Origin of the sequence: Mesorhizobium sp. M0037 (genome assembly GCF_040323635.1) — a bacterium.
Lineage (GTDB): Bacteria > Pseudomonadota > Alphaproteobacteria > Rhizobiales > Rhizobiaceae > Mesorhizobium.
Genome location: NZ_JAMYVB010000005.1, coordinates 44,666 through 67,803 on the forward strand (window position 1 = coordinate 44,666; position 23,138 = coordinate 67,803).

Here is a 23,138-nt window from a genome sequence, read left to right on the forward strand (position 1 = left end):
CATCACTCTGCGGCTTCACCCTTCACGCCGATGTCGTTGGCAACAGCGTCATTGGCGGCATCGACCGGACCGTCGTCGAGCAGGAACCCGCCCGACTGGCGCTGCCAGAGCTGCGCGTAGAGCCCGCCGCTGGCAACGAGTTCCTCGTGCGACCCCTCCTCGATGACACGGCCCTTGTCGAGGACGACGAGCCTGTCCATCGCCGCGATGGTCGACAGCCGGTGCGCAATGGCGATGACGGTCTTGCCTTGCATGAGCTTGTAGAGATTCTCCTGGATGGCGGCCTCGGCTTCGGAATCCAGCGCCGACGTCGCTTCGTCAAGGATAAGTATCGGTGCGTCCTTCAACATAACGCGAGCAATGGCGATGCGTTGCCGCTGGCCGCCGGACAATTTGACGCCGCGGTCGCCGACATGAGCATCAAGCCCTTTACGTCCGGTGTGATCCGAAAGCCTGCCGATAAACTCCAGCGCCTCGGCCCGCCCGGCTGCCTCGACAAGCATTTCCTCCGTCGCATCGGGCCGCCCGTAAAGGATGTTGTCGCGCACCGAACGATGCAGCAGCGAAGTGTCCTGCGTCACCATGCCGATCTGCGCGCGCAGCGAATCCTGCGTCACCGAAGCGATCTCCTGGCCGTCGATCAGGATCCGGCCGTTCTCGAGGTCGTAGAACCGCAACAGGAGATTGACCAGCGTCGACTTGCCCGCACCCGAGCGCCCGACAATGCCGACTTTCTCGCCGGGCTTCACCGTCAGCGACAGGTTCTCGATGACGCCCTTCTGCTTGCCATAGTGGAAACGAATGTCGTCGAAGCGGATCTCGCCCTTGGTGACGGCAATGTCCTTCGCCCCCGGCCGGTCTTCGACCAGGCGCGGCAGCGAGATCGAGGCGATGCCGTCTTGCACCGTGCCGATGTTCTCGAACAGGCTCGACATTTCCCACATGATCCACTGCGACATGCCCCACATACGGAGCACGAGGCCGATGACCACGGCGACGGCGCCGATCGTCACCGCCTGGCCGAGCCACAGCCACAGCGCCAGCGCCGTCACCGAAAACAGGAGCAGCGCGTTGAGGATATAGAGCAGCCCGTAAAGCACCGTCACCAGCCGCATCGACCGGTAGACCGTGTCGAGGAAGCCTGCCATGCCTTCTTTGGCGAACGTTGCTTCGCGCCGTGCATGGGAAAACAACTTGACCGTCTGGATGTTGGTGTAGCTGTCGACGACGCGGCCGGTCATCGTCGAGCGCGCATTGGCCTGCGCCTCGCCGACCTTGCCCAGCTTCGGGATGATATAGCGCAACAACCCGATATAGCCGAGCAGCCAGACGCCGAGAGGTGCCGCCAGCCGCAAGTCGGCCGAGCCGACGATGAACAGCATGCCGAGGAAATAGACGATGACGTAATTGAGCACCTCGATCACCTTGATGACGCATTCGCGCACGGCGAGTGCCGTCTGCATCAGCTTGGTGGCGATGCGGCCGGCAAATTCGTCCTGGTAGAAGCTCATCGACTGCTTCAAGAGATAACGATGCACCTGCCATCGGATGCGCATGGGGTAGTTGCCCATCAGCGTCTGCTGGTTGAGCAAAGAATGCAGCCATACCGTACCCGGCAGCGCGAACAGCACGACGAAGGCCATGCCGGCAAGCTTCCAGCTCTCGGTCTGCAGGAAGGTTTCGCGGTTCTGCCCGGACAGCCAGTCGACGATGTGGCCCATGAAGCCGAACATCCACACTTCCGCGATGGCAATCGCCGTCACCAGCACCGCGTCGACGATGATGTATGGCCAGGCGCCGCGCGTATAATGCACGCAGAAGGCAACCAGCGTCTTCGGCGGCTCGACCGGTTCCGCTGCGGGGAACGGATCGAGCCTTCTTTCAAACCAGCTAAACATAGTGATGCTCACAAAACTGTTGTCCGCTCATGCGGCGCGGGAAAAATCCCCGGGGCGCTCCGCGTCCCCAGACCGTACGTCGGCGGGGACTGACGGCCCGGAATCACCCGGGCCATCGGTCCTGCTTCGCGCAATATAGGGACTTGCGGGCTTTTCACCGACAGAAGCCTTCGACTGAGCTGACGGCACGCCGCCGCCAGTCCGGTTTTTCGCGCCCGGCCGGATCAGCCGGATGATCCGGCGCACCAGCGACGGCCGGCTGTGGTCGGGAACCGCACGCGAGAAATCGACATCCGGCAACATGCCGCGATGCGGACGCCGGCGCGTCTCGGCATGAACCGCCGACGAATAGGTCTCGCCGACTAGCAACGCCCAGGTCGCCGTCTTGCGTTCGTGCAGGCTTCTTGAACCAGGTATCTTATAGGGATCGAACATCGGTCCGTCCTCCGTGTGAAAATAGACATAAAAAGGCGAAGCAATGTCGTGCGCCGGCCTTCGGCCGGAGGCACGGATTGCATCCGTCGGGACACGAGGATAGGCCTCGGTCGCGACATGCTCAGCTGGGGCGCTTGGCCCCTTTGACCGTTTGAAAAACATCGCAGGATTCCTTCGAGAGCCGAAAATTGGGTTCGGCGGGAATCGGTGCGATCAGATCTAAGAGATCAGGTAAATCGTCGTACCGAAACCGCCAGCAGGCAGGTAAGCCCACGGGAGGGGCGCTGGATGTGCATGGTCATCATGAAATACCCCTCCATCGGTTCGGGTTGACAATGCGTGCGGTATAATCGACTTCGCAGAAAATGGCCACCCGCAGGTCCAGCAATTTCCAAAACCAGCCACCCGCTGTGGCCGATCTGCCACTTATTAGAAAGACGCGGAAATGAACCACCGTCTCCGCATCGCCCTCTACCAGCCTGACATCGCCGGCAACACCGGAACAATCCTGCGCTTCGCCGCCTGCCTCGGCCTTGGCGTCGACATTATCGAACCAGCCGGCTTTCCGCTCTCCGACAAAGCGCTCAAGCGCGCCGGGATGGACTACCTCGAAATGGCTGCCCTGACCCGGCATGTCGACTGGAACGCCTTCGAGGATTGGCGCAAGGGCCAAGCCTGCCGGCTGGTGCTGCTCACCACCAAAGCCGCGACCCCCTATACGGGCTTCAGCTTCGCCCAAGGCGACATCCTGCTGTTCGGCCGCGAATCCGCCGGCGTGCCGGATCCTGTCCATCAGGCGGCGGATGCGCGGCTGACGATCCCGATGCAGCCGGGCACGCGCAGCATCAACGTCGCGCTGTCCGTCGCCATGGTCGCCGGTGAAGCCATCCGGCAACTCGGCTAGAACCTTCAACGCGTTGTCGTCATCGCCAACGGCCCTTGCGTCTTGCATCATTCTCACCCAGGCGCACATCGCCTTCTCCTCAATTGCCCTATCGACATTTCCTGGCTACAAGCTCAACTTAAGTTGAGGTCAAGCGGAAAATCGAGATGGCTCCGGTAAAGGAATTGACGGTCGGCCAGTTGGCCATGCGCAGCGGCGTGGCGGTGTCGGCGCTGCATTTCTACGAGGCGCGCGGGCTGATCCGCAGCCACCGCACGTCGGGCAACCAGCGGCGCTATGGCCGCGATGTGCTGCGGCGGGTGGCGATCATCCGGATCGCCCAGGAGGTCGGCATCTCGCTGGCCGAGATCGGCGCCGCACTTGAATCGCTGCCAGAAGGCCGTACCCCGACGCGCGAGGACTGGAACCTGTTGTCGACCGGCTGGCGCGACGACCTCGATCGCAAGATCACTCAGCTAAAGAAGCTGCGCGACGGCCTTACCGACTGCATCGGCTGCGGCTGCATGTCGATCGACAAATGCCCGCTGCGAAACAGGGAAGATCGCTTGAGTGCGCAAGGGCCGGGCGCAAGGCGACTGCTTGTGGAATCCTAATCCGCCGCGGGCAGCCGCCGTATGGTGAATTCGATTACGTCGCCCGGCCGTTCGAACCAGCTTTCGATCTCGGTCCAGTAGGCCTGCTTGGGAAAACGCTCGAACCATTCCTTGGCCTTGAGCCGCGCATCCGGGCGCGGCAGGACGAAGGTCTCGCGCAAAAACCCGTCACGCGGCATGCGCTCGCGCTCGGCGCGTGAACGATCGAGCCTTTTCTTCAGGCCATGCAGCGGCGGTCTTGCCGGCGTGCGCATGAAAGAACTCCTGGGCCGAACCAGATGACACTTGACCCTTGCCCCTAAGAGATTAGGGATCGCGCCCGGAAAAGGCTAGTGGTCCGATTCCAACATTCGCCTCCCTAATCCCCAGGCGCCGTTGCGAATGTTGGAATCACAAGGACCACTAGCAAGTTTATGTTTCTGGTGGAGTTTTCGAATTTGACATTTGCATCGTGCCCTGCGCCACGCTGTGTGCAAATGTCAAATTCACTCCACTAGGTCCTTTGTCGGCCGCGACCGGAGACAGCATTTTGGAACGACCAGAAATACCGGCAGGCCTGCCACCCGACATCGAACAGAAGAAAATGAAGGCTAGGCTCTGGTTCGAGACGCTGCGCGAGCGCATTTGCACAACCTTCGAGCAGATCGAACAGGAACTGCAGGGACCACTGGCCGAATGGTCGCCCGGCAGCTTCGAGAAGACGCCGTGGGAACGCGACAATGGAAAGGGCGGCGGCGGCGCCATGGCGATGATGCGCGGCCGCGTCTTCGAGAAGGTCGGCGTCCATACTTCGACCGTCTATGGCGAATTCTCGCCCGAATTCAGGAAGCAGATGCCCGGCGCCGAGGAAGACCCGAGCTTCTGGGCATCAGGCATTTCGTTGATCGCGCATCCCTGGAACCCCAACGTGCCGGCCGTGCACATGAACACCCGCATGGTCGTGACGTCGCGCCACTGGTTTGGCGGCGGCGCCGATCTGACGCCGGTGCTCGACCGCAACCGCACGGAAGATCACCCCGACACGGTCGCCTTCCATCGAGCCATGCAGTTCGCCTGCGAGAAGAACGCTGCGATCGCCGACCACCCCAAATTCAAGGCCTGGTGCGACGAGTATTTCTATCTGCCGCACCGCCACGAGCCGCGCGGCGTCGGCGGCATCTTTTTCGACTGGCTGCATTCGGGGGAGGAGAAAGGCGGCTGGAATGCCGATTTGAACTTCGTCCAGGATGTCGGGCGTTCTTTCCTTGTCGTCTACGGACACCTGGTTCGCGCCCATTTCAACGAGAACTGGACCGACGACGACCGCGACGAGCAGCTCATTCGCCGCGGCCGTTACGTCGAATTCAACCTTCTTCACGATCGCGGCACCATCTTCGGCCTGAAGACCGGCGGCAATGTCGCTTCGATCCTGTCCAGCCTGCCGCCGGAGGTCAGGTGGCCGTAAAAAATCGGTGAGCGAAACGTGAGCCGCATTGACGTCCCATTCGCCGAATCTGGGCAGCCAATGTGGCATCGCCATTATCTTTTTCGTCTAATAGGCAATTGAAATAAAACGACTATTTGTCGTTTCGGGCCGGGAAGCGCCGGCGGTTCAGTCCCGAACCGCGACACGACGCTACCGGACGGCCCTGAACAAGGCGGAGCATTTTCCAAACGGATGCCCGCATTTCCAGGAGTATTACATGCGAAAGCTCATTGTTTCGGCAGCCGCCGCTGCCCTTCTCGCTTCCGGCTCGATTGCCTTTGCCGCGGTCAAGCACACCACGGGCACGGTCAAGACCTATGACGGCACGGCCATGAGCCTTGTTCTGGACGATGGATCCACCTTCACGCTGCCCCAGACCTTCAAGGATCCAGGCTTGAAGGCCGGCGAAAAGGTCCGCGTTTCCTGGGACATGAGCGGCAAGAACAAGGTTGCCGAGTCCGTCAAGATCGTGAAGTGATGGGGACAAGACCGAACTGTCTTGCCTTGGCTTAGCCTGACAAGAGGGGGCGGAGCAGCGCTGCTCCGCCTTTTTCGCCCCCACGGCAACCAAACTCGTGGAACCGTGTTATGCTAACTCCCCCGTGCGCGCCCCCGAAACTGACTGCTGTGACAGGGCGCGGAACAGAGATGGCGAGCTTCGTGTGCCCATGAGAGGCACAGGCTCCAAGGAGGAAAAGGAGAAAATCCCATGAAGGAATTCCATTGCGGCTCGCTGGTTCCCGGCTGTGAGTGGCACACGCGTGCCGGTGAGGAAGCCGAGGTCATGCGCCGCGCCGTCGACCATATGCGCGAGACACATGGCGAAACGGTCATCCGCGAGACGATGATCGAGGCGATCCGCTCGCGCATCGAGAAAGTTCGCGACGCGGCCTGAGCAGTCCTATCTGGCCTTCAAGGCTTCCGCGGCGCGCTCCAGCAGCGCGTCGCGATCGAGCGCAAAGCCGGACCCGATCCATTCCTTTTCCAGGTTTTTCAGGATCGCACCGAGTATTGGCCCCGGCGACGCGCCAAGCGCCGTCAGATCGCCGCCCTTGACTGGGAACACCGGTTTTTCCCATTTCAGCGCAAAAGCGAGCAGGCGCGAAAACCCGCCGGCCTGAACCAGCGCGTCATTGTCCTCGAGAGCCCGCGCTCGCGCCGACGCCAGCGACAGCCGCAGGCGATCGAGAAAACCCTGGCGCTCGCCGGAATAGAGTTTCTTGGCCAGTTCCGCTTCGCTTGTCTTGGGCTCGACGGCAGCCGTCAGCGCCCAGTGGCGCAGGCGCTCCGCCTCAGTGGTCGAAAGTTTCAGCCGCTCGGCCAGTGTCTTCATCCGCGCCGCATCGGGCGGCACGATCGCCTCCAGCCTGAGCAGCGGCTCCGGCGCCCAGCCCAGATCCTTCTCTGTCTTGGTCAGCCCATGAATGGCATCGATGCCCCATTTCTCGCTTTCCGGCAGGGCGCTGGTGAGCACGCCGGCCTGGCGCATCCACAGCAAGGCGCGCGACGGATCTGGGGCCGATAACAACTTCTTCAGCTCGGACCAGATGCGTTCGGCCGAGAGATGGGCGAGACCGTCCTTGAGCCGGGCGCAGGCCTTCAATCCCTCGGCATCGGGCCGACCCTCGCCATACCAGGCGAAAAAGCGGAAGAAACGCAGGATGCGCAGATAGTCTTCGCGGATCCGCTGCTCGGCATCGCCAATGAAGCGCAGCCTTCGTGCCTCGATATCGCCGACGCCGCCGACCAGGTCCACGACCGTCCCGTCAGCCTCCGCATAGAGCGCGTTGATGGTGAAATCGCGCCGTTCGGCGTCGGCCTTCCAGTCGCGGCCGAACGACACTTTGGCGCGGCGGCCATCGGTCTCGATGTCGGCGCGCAGCGTGGTGACCTCATAGGGCGCGCCGCCGGCAATCACCGTGATCGTGCCGTGCTCGATGCCGGTCGGCACCGCCTTGAAGCCCGCCGCCTCGGCGCGGCGAACGGTTTCCTCGGGCAGGCAAGTGGTAGCAACGTCGATATCGGCGACCGGCTGCCCAATCAGCGCATTGCGCACCGCGCCGCCCGCGATGCGGGCTTCCTCGCCGCCCTGCGCCAGCACGGCAAGCAGCCGCTGCAGATGCTTTTCACCCAGCCAGTCGGCTCTGCCCGCCAGCGATATCGGATCACTCAAGCATAGAGCCTTTCATAGAGCGTGCGGATGATGCCGGCGGTGACGCCCCAGATGCGCTGGCCGCCATAGGGCATATCGTAGAAGAACCATTCCAGGTCGTTCCACATGCGGCTGTCCCTGGTGTGGTTGGCCGGATCCATCAGGAACGAAAGCGGCACTTCGAAGGCGGCGTCGACCTCGTCGGAATTGAGCGACAGCGTAAAACCGGGCTCGACGATCGCCAGCACCGGGGCGATGCGATAGCCGCTGCCGGCGACATAATCGGGCATGCGGCCGATGATCTCAATGCGGTCCTGGCCGAGCCCGATCTCCTCGAAGGTTTCGCGCAAGGCCGCTGCTTCCGGGGTCGCATCGGTGGGATCAATGGTGCCGCCGGGAAAAGCCACCTGCCCGGAATGGCTGCGCAGTTTTTCCGCCCGCTTGGTCAAAAGCACGGTCGCATCGCGTCCATGATCGACGACCGGGATCAGCACCGCGGCGTCGCGCAGCGCTTTGAGCTGCGTCAACCGTGGATGGCCGGGGTTGAAGCGATGATCGCCATAATCGTCGCCGGCATGGGCTTCAGCTTGCGCCGCGACCCGCGCGCGAAAATCCGCTGTGGAAAACGGCGGCGGCCTCACCTGATCCATCATGCGCTCAGCCGCTTCAGTTTTTCCGCCGGCATGATCGGATAGATTTCGCCTTTCGAGCGCACGGCAAACATCGTCTTGCCGCCGATATCGATCTCCTCGCCATGCTCGACCAGTTCGTACATCACCGGCCGCGCCACCAGCGCTTCCAGCCGCCCGCGCACCAGCACATAGGGTTTCAGGCCGCCGGTCTCGTTCTCGTCGACGAAGCGCAGCGGATGGCCAGGCCCGGCCTCGACGACATCGCCGACATTGGTGCGGAAGGTGATGGTCTGCTCGGCGCCGGCGCCGGAAACATCCATTTCAACCGCGATGAAAGGCGCGTCCACGACGCGGATGCCGACCCGTTCGACCGGCGTCACCAGATAGGTCCTGCCATCCTCGTCCTTGCGCAGCACGCTGGAAAACAGCTGCACCAGCGGCATGCGGCCGATCGGCGTGCCGAGATAGAACCACGTTCCGTCTTGTTTGATCTCCATGTCGAGATCGCCGCAGAAGTCGGGATTCCAGCGCTCCACCGGCGCCGCGCCCTTGCCGGCGCGAGCCGCACGCGAGATCAACGCTTCGAGACCGCGCGCCTCGGTTGCGGCAGCAAGGCTGTGTTCGCGATGTTCGGAGCGTTCCGTCATGGTCACGAAATAGTCACTGTTGTTCCGCTTGTCAGCCTAAGTCTGTGATTTAAATTCATTCGTAGGCGCCAGGCGAAGCCGAATCGCGGCATTCTAAGGCACACTGCAGTGCAAGCCGGTACTTCCAGCACAAGGATCGATGCGGCATGAGCGTAATGGTCAAGGAAAGCCCAATCAGCGAAAAGGACATGATCGCCCAGGCCGAGACGGCACTGGCCGATATTTCCAGGGTGCGCGACGGCGTCGGCCGTGTCATTTTCGGCCAAGAAGTGGTGGTCGAGCGCACGCTGGTGGCGCTGCTTGCCGGCGGCCATGCGCTGCTGGTCGGCGTGCCCGGCCTTGCCAAGACCAAGCTGGTCGAAACGCTCGGTGTCGTGCTCGGCCTCGATTCGCGCCGCATCCAGTTCACGCCCGACCTGATGCCGTCCGACATTCTCGGCTCCGAAGTGATGGAGCAGGACGAGGCGGGAAAGCGCTCCTTCCGCTTCATCTCCGGCCCGATCTTCGCGCAATTGCTGATGGCCGACGAGATCAACCGCGCCTCGCCGCGCACCCAGTCGGCGCTGCTGCAGGCAATGCAGGAATATCACGTCACCATCGCCGGCATTCGCCACGACCTGCCCGCACCCTTCCATGTACTGGCGACGCAAAACCCGCTGGAGCAGGAAGGCACCTATCCCCTGCCCGAAGCGCAGCTCGACCGCTTCCTGATGCAGGTCGACATCCTTTATCCCGAAATCGAGGCTGAGCGGCGCATTCTGCTGGAGACCACCGGCATCGAGGACGCCAAGGCGCAAAACGTGCTGCAGCCGGCGCGGCTGAGGGAAATCCAGACGCTGATCCGCCGTATGCCGGTGCCCGAAAGCGTCGTCGACGCCATCCTCAAACTGGTGCGTTCGGCGCGTCCCGGCCAGGGCAATGCCGAGGCCGACAAGCATGTCGCCTGGGGTCCCGGCCCGCGCGCCAGCCAGGCGCTGACGCTGTGCGCCCGTGCGCGCGCGCTTTATGACGGGCGGCTGGCGCCGTCGGTGGACGACATCCGCGCGCTGGCCGAACCGGTGCTGCAGCACCGCATGGCGCTGACCTTTGCCGCCCGCGCCGAGGGCACGACCGTGCGCGACGTGGTAGCGAAACTGGCCAAAGGAATCTGATGGCGCGTATCGGCGAAGTCCAGGCACCGGCAGCGACGCGCGACGCGCTCGCCAGGGGCCGCTTGCGGGCTTCGCTGGTGCCGGACCTGCTGGTCGAGGCACGCCGTATCGCCAATACGGTAATTGCCGGCTGGCATGGCCGCCGCAAGCGCGGCATCGGCGAGAATTTCTGGCAGTTCCGCCCCTATGTCGAAGGCGATTCCTCGCGCATCGACTGGCGCCGTTCGGCCCGGGACGACCACACCTATGTGCGCGACCGCGAATGGGAAGCAGCCCACACGGTGTGGCTTTGGGCCGACCCATCGCCCTCCATGCTCTACAAATCGACTGGCGCCAGCGTTTCCAAGGAATCGCGCGCGCTGGTGCTGGCACTGGCCATGGCCGAATTGCTATCTCGCAGCGGCGAGCGCATCGCCTGGCCCGGCCTGACCGATCCGTTCACCGCCCGCAACGGAGCCGAGCGCATCGCGGCGCAATTGATGCACGCCGCCGACCCGCCGGCAAAGCCTGACCTGTCCGCCATCCGCCGCTTCTGCGACATCGTCGTCGTCAGCGATTTCCTCGACCCGGTCGAGGAGACCATGGAATGGCTCGATGTGCTGGCGCGGCATGGCGTGCGTGCGCATCTGATCGAGGTTGCCGATCCGGCGGAGGAGACCTTTCCCTATGCCGGCCGCACCGAATTCACCGATCCCGAGACCGGCGACAAGCTGACCGCCGGCCGCGCCGAAATGCTCGGCGACGAATATCGCCTGCTCTACACCGCCCGTCGCCAGGAGTTGGCCAGCTGGTGCAAGCGCCTCGGCTGGAGCTACACCGTCAACCACACCGACCGCCTCGCTTCCGAGGCGTTGGTGCGCATCCACATGGCGATGACCGTCGATGGCGCATTCGTGGGAAAGGCCGGCGCATGAGCTGGCTGCCGCTCTCCTTTGGCGCTCCCATGGTGTTGTGGGGCCTGCTGGCGCTGCCGGTGATCTGGTGGCTGCTCAGGCTCACACCGCCCAAGCCGCAGTCCGAAATCTTTCCGCCGCTGAAGATCCTCGCTCGCGTGCTGAAGCGCGAGGAAACGCCGCAGCAGAGCCCGTGGTGGCTGACGCTGCTGCGGCTGTTGATGGCAGCCCTTGTCGTCGCGGCATTAGCCGAACCCGTTTTCAATCCGCGCGAAAAATTGCCGGCCGAGGGCGCCGCCCTGGCGCTCGTCATCGACAATGACTGGGCGAGTGCCGCCGACTGGGGCAAGCGCGTCGCCACCGCCCAGCGGCTGATCGCCGATGCCGGTTCGAACGGCGTACCGGTCGTCATCGCCTTCACCGCCGAAAAGCCGAACGCCGAGATCGGCCCCTTCGATGCGGCGGCTGCCCTTGACCGGCTGCGCGCCGCCAAGCCGAGGCCGATTCCGACCGACCGACCCGCTGTCTATGCCCGCGTCGCCGGCGTGCTGGAAACCTTGCCCGGCGCCAGCGTTGCCGTTCTCGCCGACGGCCTTGCGGCAAAGGGCGACGAGGCCGCCTTCAACACACTGCTGTCGAAAAACGCCGCCCGTGTCGTCTGGGCCGATTCCGACCGGCTGGCGCTGACTGGGCTCACCGGCGCCGAGAACGAGGTCGACGGCTTCGCCCTGACCGCCATCCGCGCGCCCGGCGACCCGGCGCCGGCACAAGTCACCGCCGGCGCCTTCGACGACAAGGGCCGCCGCATCGCCGACGCGACGCTGACCTTCGCGCCGGGTGAGACCACCGCCACCGGCACGATGGCGGTGCCGTTCGAACTGCGCAACGACTTCGCCTCGATCGCGCTCGACGGCGAACGCCAGGCAGGTGCGGTGCGCGTGCTCGACGAAAGCTCCAAGCGCCGCCGCGTCGGACTTTTATCGCAGGCCGAGGCCGACCAAGCGCAGCCGCTTCTGTCGCCGCTCTATTACATCAGGCGCGCGCTGCAGCCTTTCGCCGATCTGGTCGAACCGTCGAGCGTCGATCTCGCCGACGCCATCCCGCAGCTTCTCGACCAGAAGCCGGCGATGATCGTCATGGCCGATATCGGTACCATTCCGCCACAGGTCCATCAGCGGCTGGTCGACTGGGTCGACAATGGCGGCACGCTGGTGCGCTTTGCCGGTTCGCGGCTGGCCGCCGCCGGCAATGACGATGATCTGTTGCCGGTCAGGCTGCGCACCGGCGAGCGCTCGCTTGGCGGCGCGCTGTCATGGACGACGCCACAAGCGGTGACCGAATTCCCGAAGAACGGCCCGTTCGCCGACCTCGCACCGCCGGCCGAGGTCACGGTGAGCCGGCAGGTGTTGGCCGAACCGACCCCGGACATCGTCGAACGCACCTGGGCAACCCTTGCCGATGGCACCCCGCTGGTGACCGGGTTGAAGAAGGGCAAGGGCACGCTGGTTCTGTTCCACATCACCCCGGAAGCGACATGGTCGACGCTGCCGATCTCCGGCAGCTTCGTCGAGATGCTGCGGCGCATCGTGCAGCTGTCGCGCAACCAGGGTGCGGCGGTTGCCAACGCCGAAGCCGCTGCTACGTCGCTGGCGCCTTATCGCATGATAGCCGCCGACGGCACTTTGGTACCGCCGACGCCGGACGCGCGACCGCTGGTCCCCGGCGCCGGCACGCTGCCGGTGACGTTCGAGAACCCGCCCGGCCTCTACGGCTCGGAAACCGGCGTTTTCGCCCACAATCTGCTCGAACCGGCCACCGCCTTCGCGCCGCTGGTGCGCCCGCAATTCACAGTGCCGGTGACCAATATCCAGTACGCTTTCGATGAATCGCGCGACCTCAAGGGATCGCTGGTCACAGCGGCACTTGTGCTTATGCTGCTCGACACGCTGGCGGTGTTCTGGATGGGCGGGCTGATGTCGCGCCGACCGCGCCGCGGCCGATCGGCCGCAGCAACGACGGCTGCGCTGCTGCTTGGCCTCGGCATGCTGTTTGGCCATGCCGACCTCGCCCACGCCGACGACGCCAAGCCCGGCGATGCCGCGGCAATCGAGGATATTGCCAAGACCCGCATCGCCTATGTGCTGACCGGTGTGCCCGGTGACGATTCGATCAGCCGCGCCGGGCTCGAAGGCCTGACCCGCTTCCTGATCGAGAAGACCGCGCTCGAGCCGGGCGCGCCGGCGGGCGTCGATATCTCGAAGGACGAGCTTTCCTTCTATCCGCTGATCTACTGGCCGATCGATCCTTCCGCGCCGATGCCGAGCCAAGCCGCGATCGCCCGCATCGACGCCTATATGCAGCAGGGCGGCACGGTGCTGTTCGACACGCGCGACCAGTTCGCCAACGGCATCGGTGCGGATTCGGCGAGCCCGGCGACGGAACGGTTGCGCGACATTCTCGGCAATCTCAACGTGCCGCCGCTGGAGCCGGTGCCCGCCGACCATGTGCTGACCAAATCCTTCTTCATCCTGCCCGAATTTCCCGGCCGCTTCTCCGGCAGCCCGCTCTGGGTGGAAGCCTCGCTCGAGGCCAGCAATGCCGAGAATCGGCCGGTACGCGTCGGCGACGGCGTCTCGCCGATCCTGATCACCGCCAATGATTTTGCCGGCGCCTGGGCCGTCGACGGGAATGGTGACCCGCTTTTGCCGACCGTGCCATCGGATCCGATGCAGCGCATCTATGCGCTGCGCGCCGGCGTCAACATCATGATGTACATGCTGACCGGCAACTACAAATCCGACCAGGTGCACGTGCCCATCCTGCTCGAACGGTTGGGGCAATAGGATGGCAGTATTGGCTAATTTCGTCTCGATCCTGTCTGGCGCCGGCGGCGCAGCCTCACCCTCCCCCTTTTGGGGAGGGTCGGCTCGCTGTCGCAGCGAAGCGACGACAGTGGGCCGGGGTGGGGGTGCAGCGCCAGCGCTCTGTCGCCTACCCCCACCCCGCTCGGCTACGCGGATCGACCCTCCCCACAAGGGGGAGGGTAAACGGTGAACTGGTCGATTTCCTTCGAACCGCTGCTGTCCTGGCCCTTGCTGGCTTTGGTGCTCGCACCGCTGCTGGTGCTGGCGGCTGTCGGCTTGTGGTTTCGCCAGCGCGGCGCGATCTTCCGCTTCGCGGCGCTGATTGCGCTGGGCGCAGCACTCCTCAATCCGGTCTTCCTCGATGAGGAGCGCGAGGCGCTGAAGAGCGTCGTTGCCGTCATCGTCGACCGCAGCCAGAGCCAGGATATCGGCGATCGGACCAAACAGACCGACGAAGCGCTTGCCGGTTTGCAGCAGCGCCTTGGCCGCTTCAAGCAGTTCGACGTCCGCGTCGTCGAGGCCGGCAAGTCGGAAGCCGCCGACGAGCGCACCGAGACCAAGCTTTTTGCAGCGCTTGAAGGCGCCTTCCGCGACGTGCCGCCCTCGCGCATCGGTGGCGCCATCATGATCACCGATGGCGAGGTGCATGACGCACCGGCCGCCCCCGACTTCAATGCGCCGCTGCACGCGCTGATCACCGGCAACGAGCACGAGAAGGACCGCCGCATCCGCTTCGAGAACGCGCCGCGCTTCGGCCTCGTCGGCAAGCCGCTCGACATGACCTACCGCGTCATCGCCACCGACGGCGAAACCGGCCCGGTCGATGTCCGCGTCTCGGTCAATGGCGAGCAGGTCGCGGTCGAAGAGGCGACCATCGGCCAGGCGATGCCGCTGCAGGTGACCATCCCCGGCGCCGGCCGGAACATCGTTGAACTCTCCATCGACCGCGAGCCGGGCGAACTGACCGACGCCAACAACCGCGCCATCGCGCTGATCGACGGCATCCGCGAGAACTTGCGCGTGCTTTTGGTTTCCGGCGAACCGCATGCCGGCGAGCGCACGTGGCGCAATCTGCTGAAATCCGACGCCTCGGTCGATCTCGTCCATTTCACCATTTTGCGGCCGCCGGAAAAGCAGGACGGCACGCCGATCAACGAACTGTCGCTGATCGCCTTCCCGACCCGCGAGTTGTTCGTCGAGAAGATCAAGGATTTCGATCTCATCATATTCGACCGCTACCAGCACCGCGACGTGCTGCCGATCCTCTATTACGACTACATCTCCGAATACGTCGAAAAGGGCGGCGCGCTGCTGATCGCCGCCGGGCCGGAATATGCCGGCGACTCCTCGATTGCCCGCACCCCGCTAATGTCGTCGCTGCCGGCAATGCCGACCGGCGAAGTCATCGACAAGGCCTTCTATCCGCGCCTCACCGATCTCGGCCAGCGCCATCCGGTGACGCGCGGCCTCGACGGCTCGGCGACCGAGCCGCCGCGCTGGAGCCGCTGGTTCCGCACCATCGGCGTGCAGAACCCCGAAGGCGAAGTGGTGATGAAGGGCGCCGACAACCGCCCGCTGCTTCTGCTCGATCATAAGGGCGAAGGCCGCGTCGGCATGCTTCTGTCCGATCAGGGCTGGCTATGGGCGCGCGGCTTCGAGGGTGGCGGGCCGCATGTCCAGCTTTACCGCCGCATCGCCCACTGGCTGATGAAGGAACCTGAACTCGAGGAAGAGCGGCTGACCGCCGACGGCCGCGGCATGATGCTGGAAATCCGCCGCCAGACGATGAGCGACGATCCCGGCCCGGCGCAGGTGATCACCCCTTCGGGCAAGGCGCTGATCGTCAAGCTGGAGAAGTCCGAACCCGGCGTTTTCCTGGGCAGCATCGAGACCAAGGAGATCGGCCTCTACCAAATCGGCAATGGTGACCTGACCGCACTCGCCCATGTCGGCCCGGTCAACGCTCCGGAATTCTCCGACGTCGTCTCTACCGAGGACCGCTTGAAGGCTCCGACTGAGGCCACCGGCGGCAGCGTGCGCCGGCTGGCGGCCTCCTCCACCCTTGGCCAGCTCACCGGCAGCGTCGCCCTGCCCTCCATCGTCCCGGTCCGTGCCTCCGGTGCGGCCTCGGGCGCAGACTGGATCGGCCTGCGCAGCACCGACGACAGCGTGCTCAAAGCCGTCTCGCGCGTACCGCTGTTCGGCGGCTTCCTCGGCCTTTGCCTGCTGCTGCTGGCCATGGGCGCGATGTGGTACAGAGAGGGAAGGTAAGGATCCCTTCTCCGTCACTATACGGGGAGAAAGACGCTCAACCTACTCCTCCGGCTCCGTCGTAAACAGCAGCGGGTACCCCTTGGCCTTGGCCGCGTCGACGGCCCGTGTCGCCTTGGTCTCGGCGACATCCCTGGTGAAGACGGCAACGACGCAAACGCCGAGCCGGTGCGCGGTGATCATCACCCGGTTAGCCTGGTCTTCGCTGAGCTTGAACTCGCCCTTCAGCACCGTCACCACGAATTCGCGCGGCGTAAAATCGTCATTGATGAGGATGACCTTGTAGAGCTTCGGCCGCTCGGTCCGCGGCTTCGTCTTGGTGCGGGGTTTGGAACTGATTTCAGGCATCGGGAACCGGTATCGCGCGAGGGGTCGCTCTCACTTTGTCATGGGGGAAAGCCGTCGTCCATTTTGATCGGCGCGCCAAACCGGCTTCCCGGAAGTGCTGCCGTTCACAAATTTAGGAACTGTACGCTGCGGTTCAACGGCTCTGGCGATCGGCGACGCGACGAGCCTGGAATTGCCGTGCGCTGGATGCCGCATCCGGCCTTGATCCGGCCGCCTTGTATTCGACCCAGGCGACCGCGAGCCAGCCGAAGAAGCAGGCCAGCGCCGCGCCGGTGATCACGGTAAGCAGCAGGCTTTGCCATGGTGTGATGTATTGCCAGCTGCTGGAGATTGCCGGTGCAAACAGCGACGGCTCCGTGCGCCCGCTCACCGGATCGGGCACCGGGCTGGCGGTGAACTGGATCAGCACCCTGACCATTGCCGAGGCCACAAGGCCGCCGATGGCCATCGAGCGCAGAATGGATGAAAGCCGCTTCTTCATGCGGGCTATCCTACCGGACCGGCATTGCAAACGGGTTAAAGTCCTGGGTGGCCGGCACCCATCAACGGGTAATCATGCACTCACACGACAAGGCCGCTCCAGCCGGGGGGGGTGCTGGAGCGGCCTTGTTACAGACAAGCCTGTTGGCTGTCTGGATCAGGCCTTCGGGGCGTCCGTCTTGACGACCTTCTTCGCCTTCTTGTGCTTCTTGACGGGCTTCTTGGCGACGACCTTCTTCACCGGGGGCTTGGCGGTCGTGGTCGCCGGAGCGGTGGTCGTGGAAGCAGCCGGAGCAGCGGTCGTGGTGGCAGCGGCATTGCCCAGAGCCGGCATTGCGAAAGCGAGAGCGACGGCGAGACCGGTTGCGGAGAGGATGGACTTTTTCATGGCTTCATTTCCTTCTTTGTGCGGGTCGAGTTTCGAGTGTCACTGAACCGGGTCGATCGGTGTCACTCCAAGCAGCTTCAAAGCGTTCGCGAGCATCCGGATACCCTGTGCCTGTTTCTTGTTGGCGCAGAACCGGTTTCCCTTTCTTTGCAGTGCTTTCGCCGCGGTGACCTGCGTTGCCGCGGCATGGGTTTCAAGGGCTTCGTCTACCTGGCGATTGAGATCGATGCAGCGCTCGCTCCTTGTGATCGGCGTCACCTTTGCGGTTGTGGCTCCGACCGCGGCTGTGACGAGCGGAATGCTGAGCAGCGCACCCATCAAGCTGATCGTGAACCTGTGCATTGGTGATGTCCGTTACTCCGGAGACTTCGCGTCGCAGCCGATGTCCTGACCGCCACGGCACCCTTTATGCCCTTGATTTTTTTCGGGAGTTTTTCCGGACTATAGAATTTTGTTTCTGAATTGTTTCTGGCAAATCGGCTTTGCGGGCGATCATCGCCGCTGGCCAACATGTGGCCAGAATTCTATCGTGTGGGTGACGCCACAGAAGCAGACTCAGAAGGCAGCCGCCGACCGGCCGCCAGCAATGACAGGATCGCCGTGAAATCCGATGCGCACATACTGATCGTCGACGACGACAAGGGCATTCGCGACCTGCTTCAGGAATTCTTCCAGAAGCGCGGCCTGCGCACCACGGTTGCCGCCGACGGCGTCGAGATGGAAGACATACTGCGCCGCACGCAGGTAGACCTGATCGTGCTTGATGTGATGCTGCCAGGAAAGAGCGGGCTGGAGCTCTGCCGCGACCTGCGCGCCAGCTACTCGACGCCGATCATCATGCTGACGGCGGTGACCGAGACCACCGACCGCGTCGTCGGCCTGGAGATGGGCGCCGACGACTATGTGCCCAAACCCTTCGATCCGCGCGAGCTGCTGGCCCGCATCCGCGCCGTTTTGAGGCGCAATGGTGCTGCTGAGCCGAAGCGCGCCACCACCAAGCAAATCTACCATTTCGCCGGCTGGACGATGGACTGCTCGCGCCGGCGGCTGATGGCGCCGGGCGATGTCAGGGTCGAGCTGACGATGGCGGAGTTCAACCTGTTGCAGACCTTCGTCAAAAGCGCGCAGCGCGTGCTCACCCGCGACCAGCTCATCGAGCTTTCCGGCGGTGACAGCGACTATTCCTTCGATCGCAGTATCGACATCCTGGTCAGCCGTCTCAGGCGCAAGATGGAAGACGACCCCAAGACGCCGAAACTGATCCTGACTGTGCGCAGCGGCGGCTACCAGTTCCTGCCCGAGACCACCTCCGAATGAGACGTTTCCTGCCGCAAACCCTGCCGGTCTGGGTTTTGCTCATCGTCATTGCCGGCCTGCTGATCAGCCAGGTCGCCACGCTCTACATCGTCTCGCGCGATCGTGCCGTCGCCAATGACGAGGTCGATCTCTACCGGCTTAACGACCGCGCCTATTCGCTGGTGCAGCTGATGCATGACGACACGCCGGAGCAGCGCAAGCTGACGGCCTCCGGTCTGTTCAACGCCACCTATGCGCTCACCGTTTCGGACACGCCCGCGGTCACCTCGTCGATCGCCGGCGACGACGAACTGGCCGAGCTCGAGGACATTCTGGTCGGGCGGCTGTCGAAATTCGGCATCACCGACGCCCGCGTCCGGCGCGATCCGGCAACCCAGGCAGCCAACGCGCCTGGCGGTGTGGCCGTGACCAAGGATGTCGGCGCGGTGGAGCGCGACCTGTTATCGCTGGCGGCCAGCTTCGCCCAGAGCGACAAGCTGACGGCCTCTGTCCGCTTCGCCGACGGCCAATGGCTGAATTTCACCGAGCCCAACACGCCGGTCGGACCGATATTGAGCTTCGACAGCCTGCCGCTCTATTCGCTGATCGCGGCCTTGGTGGTGATCATGTCGATCTGGTCGCTGCGCCGGCTGACGGCGCCCTATCGGATGATGGAAACGGCGGTCAACCGGATCGGCACGGATCTGAAGAGCCCGCCGATCGCCGAGACCGGCAGCCGCGAAATCCGCGCCGCGGCCAAAGCCGTCAACGCCATGCAGGTCCGGCTGCGCGACTATGTCGAGGACCGCGAACATCTGGCCGCAGCGCTCGCCCACGATCTGCGCACGCCGCTGACCCGCATGCGGCTGCGCCTCGAACTGTTGCGCAGATCGACGGCGCGCGAGGCGCTCGCCCACGACCTCGCCGACATCGAGAGCATCGCCAGCTCCGTCATCGACTTCGCCACCTTCGAAGTCACCGAGGAGAAGAGCGAGCGGATCGATTTCTGGTCGCTGGTGGAATCGATCGCCGACGGTTTCGAGGACGTCACGTTCGACCATGACGGCGCCAGGCCGCGTGGCATGATCTGCATGGCGCGGCCGGTGGCGCTCAAGCGCTGCGTCAACAATCTGGTCCAGAATGCCGTGACCTACGGCAAGAAAGCCCATCTCAGCCTGCGGCAGTCGGACGGCACGGTCACGCTGGTCATCCGCGACGAGGGGCCGGGCATACCGCAGGCGCAGCTCGACCAGGTGTTCGGTTCCTTCGTGCGGCTGGAGCAATCGCGCAACCGCCAGACCGGCGGTCTCGGGCTAGGCTTGACCATTGCCCGCAACATTGCGCGTGCCGCCGGCGGCGATGTCAACCTGTCCAACCATCCCGGCGGAGGCCTGCTGACGGAGCTCAGCCTGCCGCTGGCGGCATAAGGCAGCAGACTAGCGTCTCGATGGGCACCGGGGGTGGATCAACCAACCCAACCTTGCAATAGTGCGGCCGCTCGAGCAGGAGGAGATCGCCGCATGTTTTACGCCATCCTGGCCTATCACGTCGAACAGACCATCCAGTCCCTGACGCCGCAGCAGGATGCGGCGCTGATGCACGACCTGCTCGAAGTCAACGCCAGGCTGACCCGCGAAGGCAAGCTTGGGCCGGCGGCAAGACTGGGCGCGACCGCCGAGGCCGTCACGCTGCGCGGTCCGGGCGAAGGTATCGTCATCGACGGGCCGTTTGCCGAGACCAAGGAACAATTGCTGGGTCTTTATGTCCTCGACTGCGCCACGCAGGAGGCGGCGATTGCGGCTGCGCGCGACTTGCGCCGCGTGAATCCCTCGGCAGTCTACGAAATCCGGCCGATCACATTTTACCTTCCCGGCGTGACGTTTCCCGCTACGGAGGGCGATTTAAAGGAGGCCGCCAGCGGCTGAGAACTACCCCATGGCCGGTCAGGCAGAAGCGATCTCGTTGCCCAGGCGGACCGTTTCGGCGACGAGAAGGTCGAGATCCTCGCGCCGGGTCCGGTGGTTGTTGATCGCCACCCTGAGGCAATGCCGGCCTTGCACCGTGGTATCGGAAATGGCGGCGGTTCCGTCTTCCTGAAGCCTCAGCATGATCTCGGTGTTGAGCGCCTTCGCGCGCTCGCTGTCGAGACCATCCGCGCGATAGCGGAAGCAGACGATATTGATGCTGGTCGGCGCCGTCAGTTCGAGCGCTGGATCGGCCGCGATCAGGCCTGAGAGATAGTGCCCCTGCGCAATGTTCTGGTCGATCAGGCGGCCGAATTTTTCGACGCCGTGTTCTCGCAACGCCATCCACACTTTGAGTGCCTTGAAGCCGCGTGACGTCTGCAGGCCATAATCGTGCAGCCATTGGCCGGAGGCGAGGCCGCGCGGTGTCGATTCCAGATATTCCGGCGTCACCGCGAAGGTCTTGCGATGCGCCGAGGCATCCCTGACCAACGCGCAGCCTGCCTCGAACGGCGCATGCAGCCATTTGTGCGGATCGAGCGCGATGGAATCGGCCCATTCGATGCCGGCGACGCGATGTGCATTCTCAGGCGCGATCGCGATCAGCGCGCCGATGCAGCCGTCGACATGGAACCAGAGGTCCTCCTCATGCGCCAGCTTGGCCAGCGCCTGCAGATCGTCGATGGCGCCGGTGTTGACAGTGCCGGCGTTGCCGATGATGCAGGCCGGCTTGAACCCGGCCGCGCGATCTTCCGATATCGCAGTCCTCAAACCTTCAATGTCGATGCGCAGGCCGGCGTCGCTGGCAATGCGGCGCAGCGCCTTGTTGCCGAGACCGAGCGCTTCCATCCCCTTGCGGTGACAGGAATGGACCTGGTCCGAGCCATAGAAACGCAAAGGCTTTTCGATTGCTCCAACGCCGTGCTCGCGCACGTCGATGCCGGCCTTGGTGTTGCGCGCCACGGTGAGCCCGATGATGTTGGCCATCGAGCCGCCGCTGACCAGCGTACCGCTGGCCGAAGCCGGCATGCCCATCATCTGCTTGCACCAGTCGACCACCTGGCCGTCCATCAGGGCGGCGGCATGGTTGCCGCCGCCGAGATTGGAGCCCTGGATTGCCGCCAGGAAATCGCCGATCGCGCCGGTAAAATTGCTCGACCCCATATACCAGGACCAGAAGCGCGGATGGATGTTGCCCATCGGATAGGGCATCACCTTGTCCACGACATCGCCATAGATGTCGGCAAGCGGGGTCGGCGATTGCGGCAGCGAAGCGGTGAAGAAATCCCTCACATCTCCAGGCATCTCCTGCCACACCGGCCGTTGCCTGACATCGCGCAGGTAAGCGACGGCATCGTCAACGATCCGATGCGACAGGCTTTGCACATCGGCCCAGTCCGAGGGGTCAAGCGTTTCCTCGGTACTGGTAGCCGAGTGTCCAGGCATCGCGTCCATGCAATTTGCTCCCGCGTCATCATGCCGGGAACTGGCAACCGGGCGTCGAGCGCGAGAGAGCAAGCTCTTCCGCATTCATCTCGGCCTCGATGCCGTCGAACAAAGGCGTGGTCATGTAGCGTTCACCGGTATCGGGAAGCATGCACAGGATCACCGATCCGGCCGGTGCCGTGCCGGCGATCTGGCGCGCCACGGCAAAAGCCGAACCGCCGGAAATGCCGGTGAAGATGCCTTCCTGCTGCGCCAGCGCCTTGGCCCATTTCATGCCCTCCGGCCCGGCGATCGGCATCACCTCGTCATAGAAGTTGCCATCGATGGCCTCCTGCAGGACGTGCGGGATGAAATCCGGCGTCCAGCCCTGGATCGGGTGCGGTTCGAAAGCCGGATGGCTGGCGGCCGGCGCTCCGCCGGCGCCACGCATCTGCGGCTTGCCGCTGCCGACAAGCTGCGCGTTGGCCGGTTCGGTGAGCACGATCCGGGTCTCAGGCCGCTCGCGGCGCAGCACCCGCGCCACGCCGGAGACGGTGCCGCCGGTGCCGTAGCCGGTGACGAAATAGTCGAGCCGCGAGCCGGCGAAATCGTTGACGATCTCGCGTCCCGTGGTAGCTTCATGAATGTCGGCGTTGGCCTTGGTCTCGAACTGGCGGGCCAGGAACCAGCCATTCGCTTCGGCCAGTTCCACCGCCTTCTTGTACATGCCGAAGCCTTTCTCGGCGCGCGGCGTCAGCACCACCTTGGCGCCCAGCGTCCGCATCAGCTTGCGGCGCTCGACCGAGAAACTGTCGGCCATCGTCACCACCAGCTTGTAGCCCTTCTGCGCACAGACCATGGCAAGACCGATGCCGGTGTTGCCGCTGGTCGCCTCGACAATGGTCTGTCCAGGCTTGAGCGCGCCGGTGCGTTCACCTTCCTCGATGATGTTGAGCGCCAGCCGGTCCTTCACCGACGCCGCCGGATTGAAGAACTCGGCCTTGACGTAGATGGTGGCGTGCGCCGGTCCGAGATTATTGACGCGGATGACCGGCGTGTCGCCGATGGTGTCGAGAATGCTGTCGAACAGGCGGCCGCGGCCGGCCGTGGTTCTGATTTTCTGCTGATGCAACATGGGTAAACTCCTGGTTCTTGCTCACGGGCCGGTTACACACCGGCGGTTTGGGCGGCGAGATTTCGACACCTTGCCGCACTACAGGTCCTTGACGTGCGGCAGTGTGGTAAACACCACATTCGGCGCACAAATTTTGCGAGCCGGGTGCACTTTGTCGTGCTCGGTGGTAAAGCAGGGGCCGACAGGTCAGCGTGGGA

General features: G+C 64.1%; 24 protein-coding genes. 12 read left to right on the forward strand and 12 right to left on the reverse strand.

The features are described 5' to 3' along the window. Positions 1 to 2: 2 nt before the first annotated feature. Positions 3 to 1,898 carry an ABC transporter ATP-binding protein gene (locus NKJ78_RS10235; RefSeq protein ID WP_023705915.1) on the reverse strand — a complete coding sequence of 632 codons (1,896 nt, stop codon included), beginning with the start codon at positions 1,896 to 1,898 and terminating at the stop codon, positions 3 to 5. A gap of 27 nt (positions 1,899 to 1,925) precedes the next feature. After that, on the reverse strand, positions 1,926 to 2,333 hold the full coding sequence (locus NKJ78_RS10240; protein WP_023705916.1) for a hypothetical protein: 408 nt from the start codon (positions 2,331 to 2,333) through the stop codon (positions 1,926 to 1,928). A 445-nt stretch (positions 2,334 to 2,778) separates the two neighbouring features. Here NKJ78_RS10240 and NKJ78_RS10245 point away from each other — a divergent pair, with 445 nt between their 5' ends. Further along, complete coding sequence (locus NKJ78_RS10245; protein ID WP_023670018.1) at positions 2,779 to 3,237, forward strand: tRNA (cytidine(34)-2'-O)-methyltransferase; 459 nt, start codon at positions 2,779 to 2,781, stop codon at positions 3,235 to 3,237. Between the two features lie 146 nt (positions 3,238 to 3,383). Next, positions 3,384 to 3,830, forward strand: coding sequence for a redox-sensitive transcriptional activator SoxR (gene soxR / locus NKJ78_RS10250; protein WP_023691595.1), 447 nt, complete (start codon positions 3,384 to 3,386; stop codon positions 3,828 to 3,830). Here soxR and NKJ78_RS10255 read toward each other — a convergent pair. After that, the gene (locus tag NKJ78_RS10255; RefSeq protein ID WP_023683688.1) at positions 3,827 to 4,084 is read right to left on the reverse strand and encodes a hypothetical protein; all 258 of its coding nucleotides are present in this window, start codon (positions 4,082 to 4,084) and stop codon (positions 3,827 to 3,829) included. The genes soxR and NKJ78_RS10255 overlap by 4 nt on opposite strands. 275 nt (positions 4,085 to 4,359) lie before the next feature. On the opposite strand from NKJ78_RS10255, the gene hemF reads away from it, so the two are divergent. From hemF to NKJ78_RS10270, 3 genes are all read left to right on the forward strand, one after another. Then, positions 4,360 to 5,274, forward strand: coding sequence for an oxygen-dependent coproporphyrinogen oxidase (gene hemF, locus NKJ78_RS10260; RefSeq protein ID WP_023695814.1), 915 nt, complete (start codon positions 4,360 to 4,362; stop codon positions 5,272 to 5,274). Between the two features lie 238 nt (positions 5,275 to 5,512). After that, positions 5,513 to 5,773, forward strand: a complete 261-nt coding sequence (locus NKJ78_RS10265; protein ID WP_023691597.1) for a DUF1344 domain-containing protein — start codon at positions 5,513 to 5,515, stop codon at positions 5,771 to 5,773. Positions 5,774 to 6,004: 231 nt separating this feature from the next. Then, entirely contained in the window at positions 6,005 to 6,190 is a 186-nt protein-coding gene (locus tag NKJ78_RS10270) for a DUF1059 domain-containing protein (protein WP_023670013.1), read from the forward strand. 6 nt (positions 6,191 to 6,196) lie between these two features. Here the strand turns inward: NKJ78_RS10270 and NKJ78_RS10275 are convergent, their stop codons facing one another. The 3 genes from NKJ78_RS10275 to NKJ78_RS10285 are packed head-to-tail and all read right to left on the reverse strand — an operon-like array spanning position 6,197 to position 8,726. After that, positions 6,197 to 7,468, reverse strand: a complete 1,272-nt coding sequence (locus NKJ78_RS10275) for a CCA tRNA nucleotidyltransferase (RefSeq protein ID WP_352459845.1) — start codon at positions 7,466 to 7,468, stop codon at positions 6,197 to 6,199. After that, entirely contained in the window at positions 7,465 to 8,097 is a 633-nt protein-coding gene (locus tag NKJ78_RS10280) for a CoA pyrophosphatase (RefSeq protein ID WP_023724971.1), read from the reverse strand. Before NKJ78_RS10280 ends, NKJ78_RS10275 begins: the two co-directional genes overlap by 4 nt. Further along, a complete protein-coding gene (locus NKJ78_RS10285; protein ID WP_023670010.1) occupies positions 8,097 to 8,726 on the reverse strand; it encodes a DUF1285 domain-containing protein in 630 nt (209 codons plus the stop codon). The genes NKJ78_RS10280 and NKJ78_RS10285 overlap by 1 nt, the downstream gene beginning before the upstream one ends. Before the next feature lie 146 nt (positions 8,727 to 8,872). On the opposite strand from NKJ78_RS10285, the gene NKJ78_RS10290 reads away from it, so the two are divergent. From NKJ78_RS10290 to NKJ78_RS10305, 4 genes are all read left to right on the forward strand, one after another. After that, a complete protein-coding gene (locus tag NKJ78_RS10290; RefSeq protein WP_352459844.1) occupies positions 8,873 to 9,877 on the forward strand; it encodes an AAA family ATPase in 1,005 nt (334 codons plus the stop codon). Next, positions 9,877 to 10,791: a DUF58 domain-containing protein gene (locus tag NKJ78_RS10295; RefSeq protein WP_352459843.1), complete on the forward strand. Its 915-nt coding sequence runs from the start codon at positions 9,877 to 9,879 to the stop codon at positions 10,789 to 10,791. Before NKJ78_RS10290 ends, NKJ78_RS10295 begins: the two co-directional genes overlap by 1 nt. Next, positions 10,788 to 13,613: a DUF4159 domain-containing protein gene (locus tag NKJ78_RS10300; protein WP_352459842.1), complete on the forward strand. Its 2,826-nt coding sequence runs from the start codon at positions 10,788 to 10,790 to the stop codon at positions 13,611 to 13,613. The genes NKJ78_RS10295 and NKJ78_RS10300 overlap by 4 nt, the downstream gene beginning before the upstream one ends. 207 nt (positions 13,614 to 13,820) lie before the next feature. Next, positions 13,821 to 15,905, forward strand: a complete 2,085-nt coding sequence (locus tag NKJ78_RS10305) for a membrane protein (RefSeq protein WP_023754937.1) — start codon at positions 13,821 to 13,823, stop codon at positions 15,903 to 15,905. Between the two features lie 42 nt (positions 15,906 to 15,947). Here the strand turns inward: NKJ78_RS10305 and clpS are convergent, their stop codons facing one another. The 4 genes from clpS to NKJ78_RS10325 all read right to left on the reverse strand — a co-directional run bounded on the left by clpS (position 15,948) and on the right by NKJ78_RS10325 (position 17,463). Continuing rightward, on the reverse strand, positions 15,948 to 16,253 hold the full coding sequence (gene clpS, locus NKJ78_RS10310) for an ATP-dependent Clp protease adapter ClpS (protein WP_023670006.1): 306 nt from the start codon (positions 16,251 to 16,253) through the stop codon (positions 15,948 to 15,950). A gap of 133 nt (positions 16,254 to 16,386) precedes the next feature. Beyond that, a complete protein-coding gene (locus NKJ78_RS10315; RefSeq protein WP_023670005.1) occupies positions 16,387 to 16,734 on the reverse strand; it encodes a hypothetical protein in 348 nt (115 codons plus the stop codon). Positions 16,735 to 16,890: 156 nt separating this feature from the next. Continuing rightward, positions 16,891 to 17,121, reverse strand: a complete 231-nt coding sequence (locus tag NKJ78_RS10320; protein ID WP_023670004.1) for a hypothetical protein — start codon at positions 17,119 to 17,121, stop codon at positions 16,891 to 16,893. A 39-nt stretch (positions 17,122 to 17,160) separates the two neighbouring features. Continuing rightward, positions 17,161 to 17,463, reverse strand: coding sequence for a hypothetical protein (locus tag NKJ78_RS10325; protein ID WP_023683677.1), 303 nt, complete (start codon positions 17,461 to 17,463; stop codon positions 17,161 to 17,163). A gap of 258 nt (positions 17,464 to 17,721) precedes the next feature. Here NKJ78_RS10325 and NKJ78_RS10330 point away from each other — a divergent pair, with 258 nt between their 5' ends. The 3 genes from NKJ78_RS10330 (at position 17,722) to NKJ78_RS10340 (ending at position 20,342) form a co-directional block, all read left to right on the forward strand. Continuing rightward, a complete protein-coding gene (locus tag NKJ78_RS10330) occupies positions 17,722 to 18,438 on the forward strand; it encodes a response regulator (protein ID WP_023670002.1) in 717 nt (238 codons plus the stop codon). Beyond that, complete coding sequence (locus NKJ78_RS10335; protein ID WP_352459841.1) at positions 18,435 to 19,844, forward strand: ATP-binding protein; 1,410 nt, start codon at positions 18,435 to 18,437, stop codon at positions 19,842 to 19,844. The genes NKJ78_RS10330 and NKJ78_RS10335 overlap by 4 nt, the downstream gene beginning before the upstream one ends. Positions 19,845 to 19,937: 93 nt before the next feature. Then, positions 19,938 to 20,342 (forward strand): YciI family protein, encoded by a 405-nt coding sequence (locus NKJ78_RS10340; protein ID WP_023823393.1) that lies wholly within the window; start codon positions 19,938 to 19,940, stop codon positions 20,340 to 20,342. A gap of 18 nt (positions 20,343 to 20,360) precedes the next feature. On the opposite strand, the gene NKJ78_RS10345 is transcribed toward NKJ78_RS10340, so the two are convergent. After that, complete coding sequence (locus NKJ78_RS10345) at positions 20,361 to 21,836, reverse strand: pyridoxal phosphate-dependent decarboxylase family protein (RefSeq protein ID WP_352459840.1); 1,476 nt, start codon at positions 21,834 to 21,836, stop codon at positions 20,361 to 20,363. 19 nt (positions 21,837 to 21,855) lie between these two features. Next, a complete protein-coding gene (locus tag NKJ78_RS10350) occupies positions 21,856 to 22,941 on the reverse strand; it encodes a PLP-dependent cysteine synthase family protein (RefSeq protein ID WP_352562429.1) in 1,086 nt (361 codons plus the stop codon). Between the last annotated feature and the right edge of the window lie 197 nt (positions 22,942 to 23,138).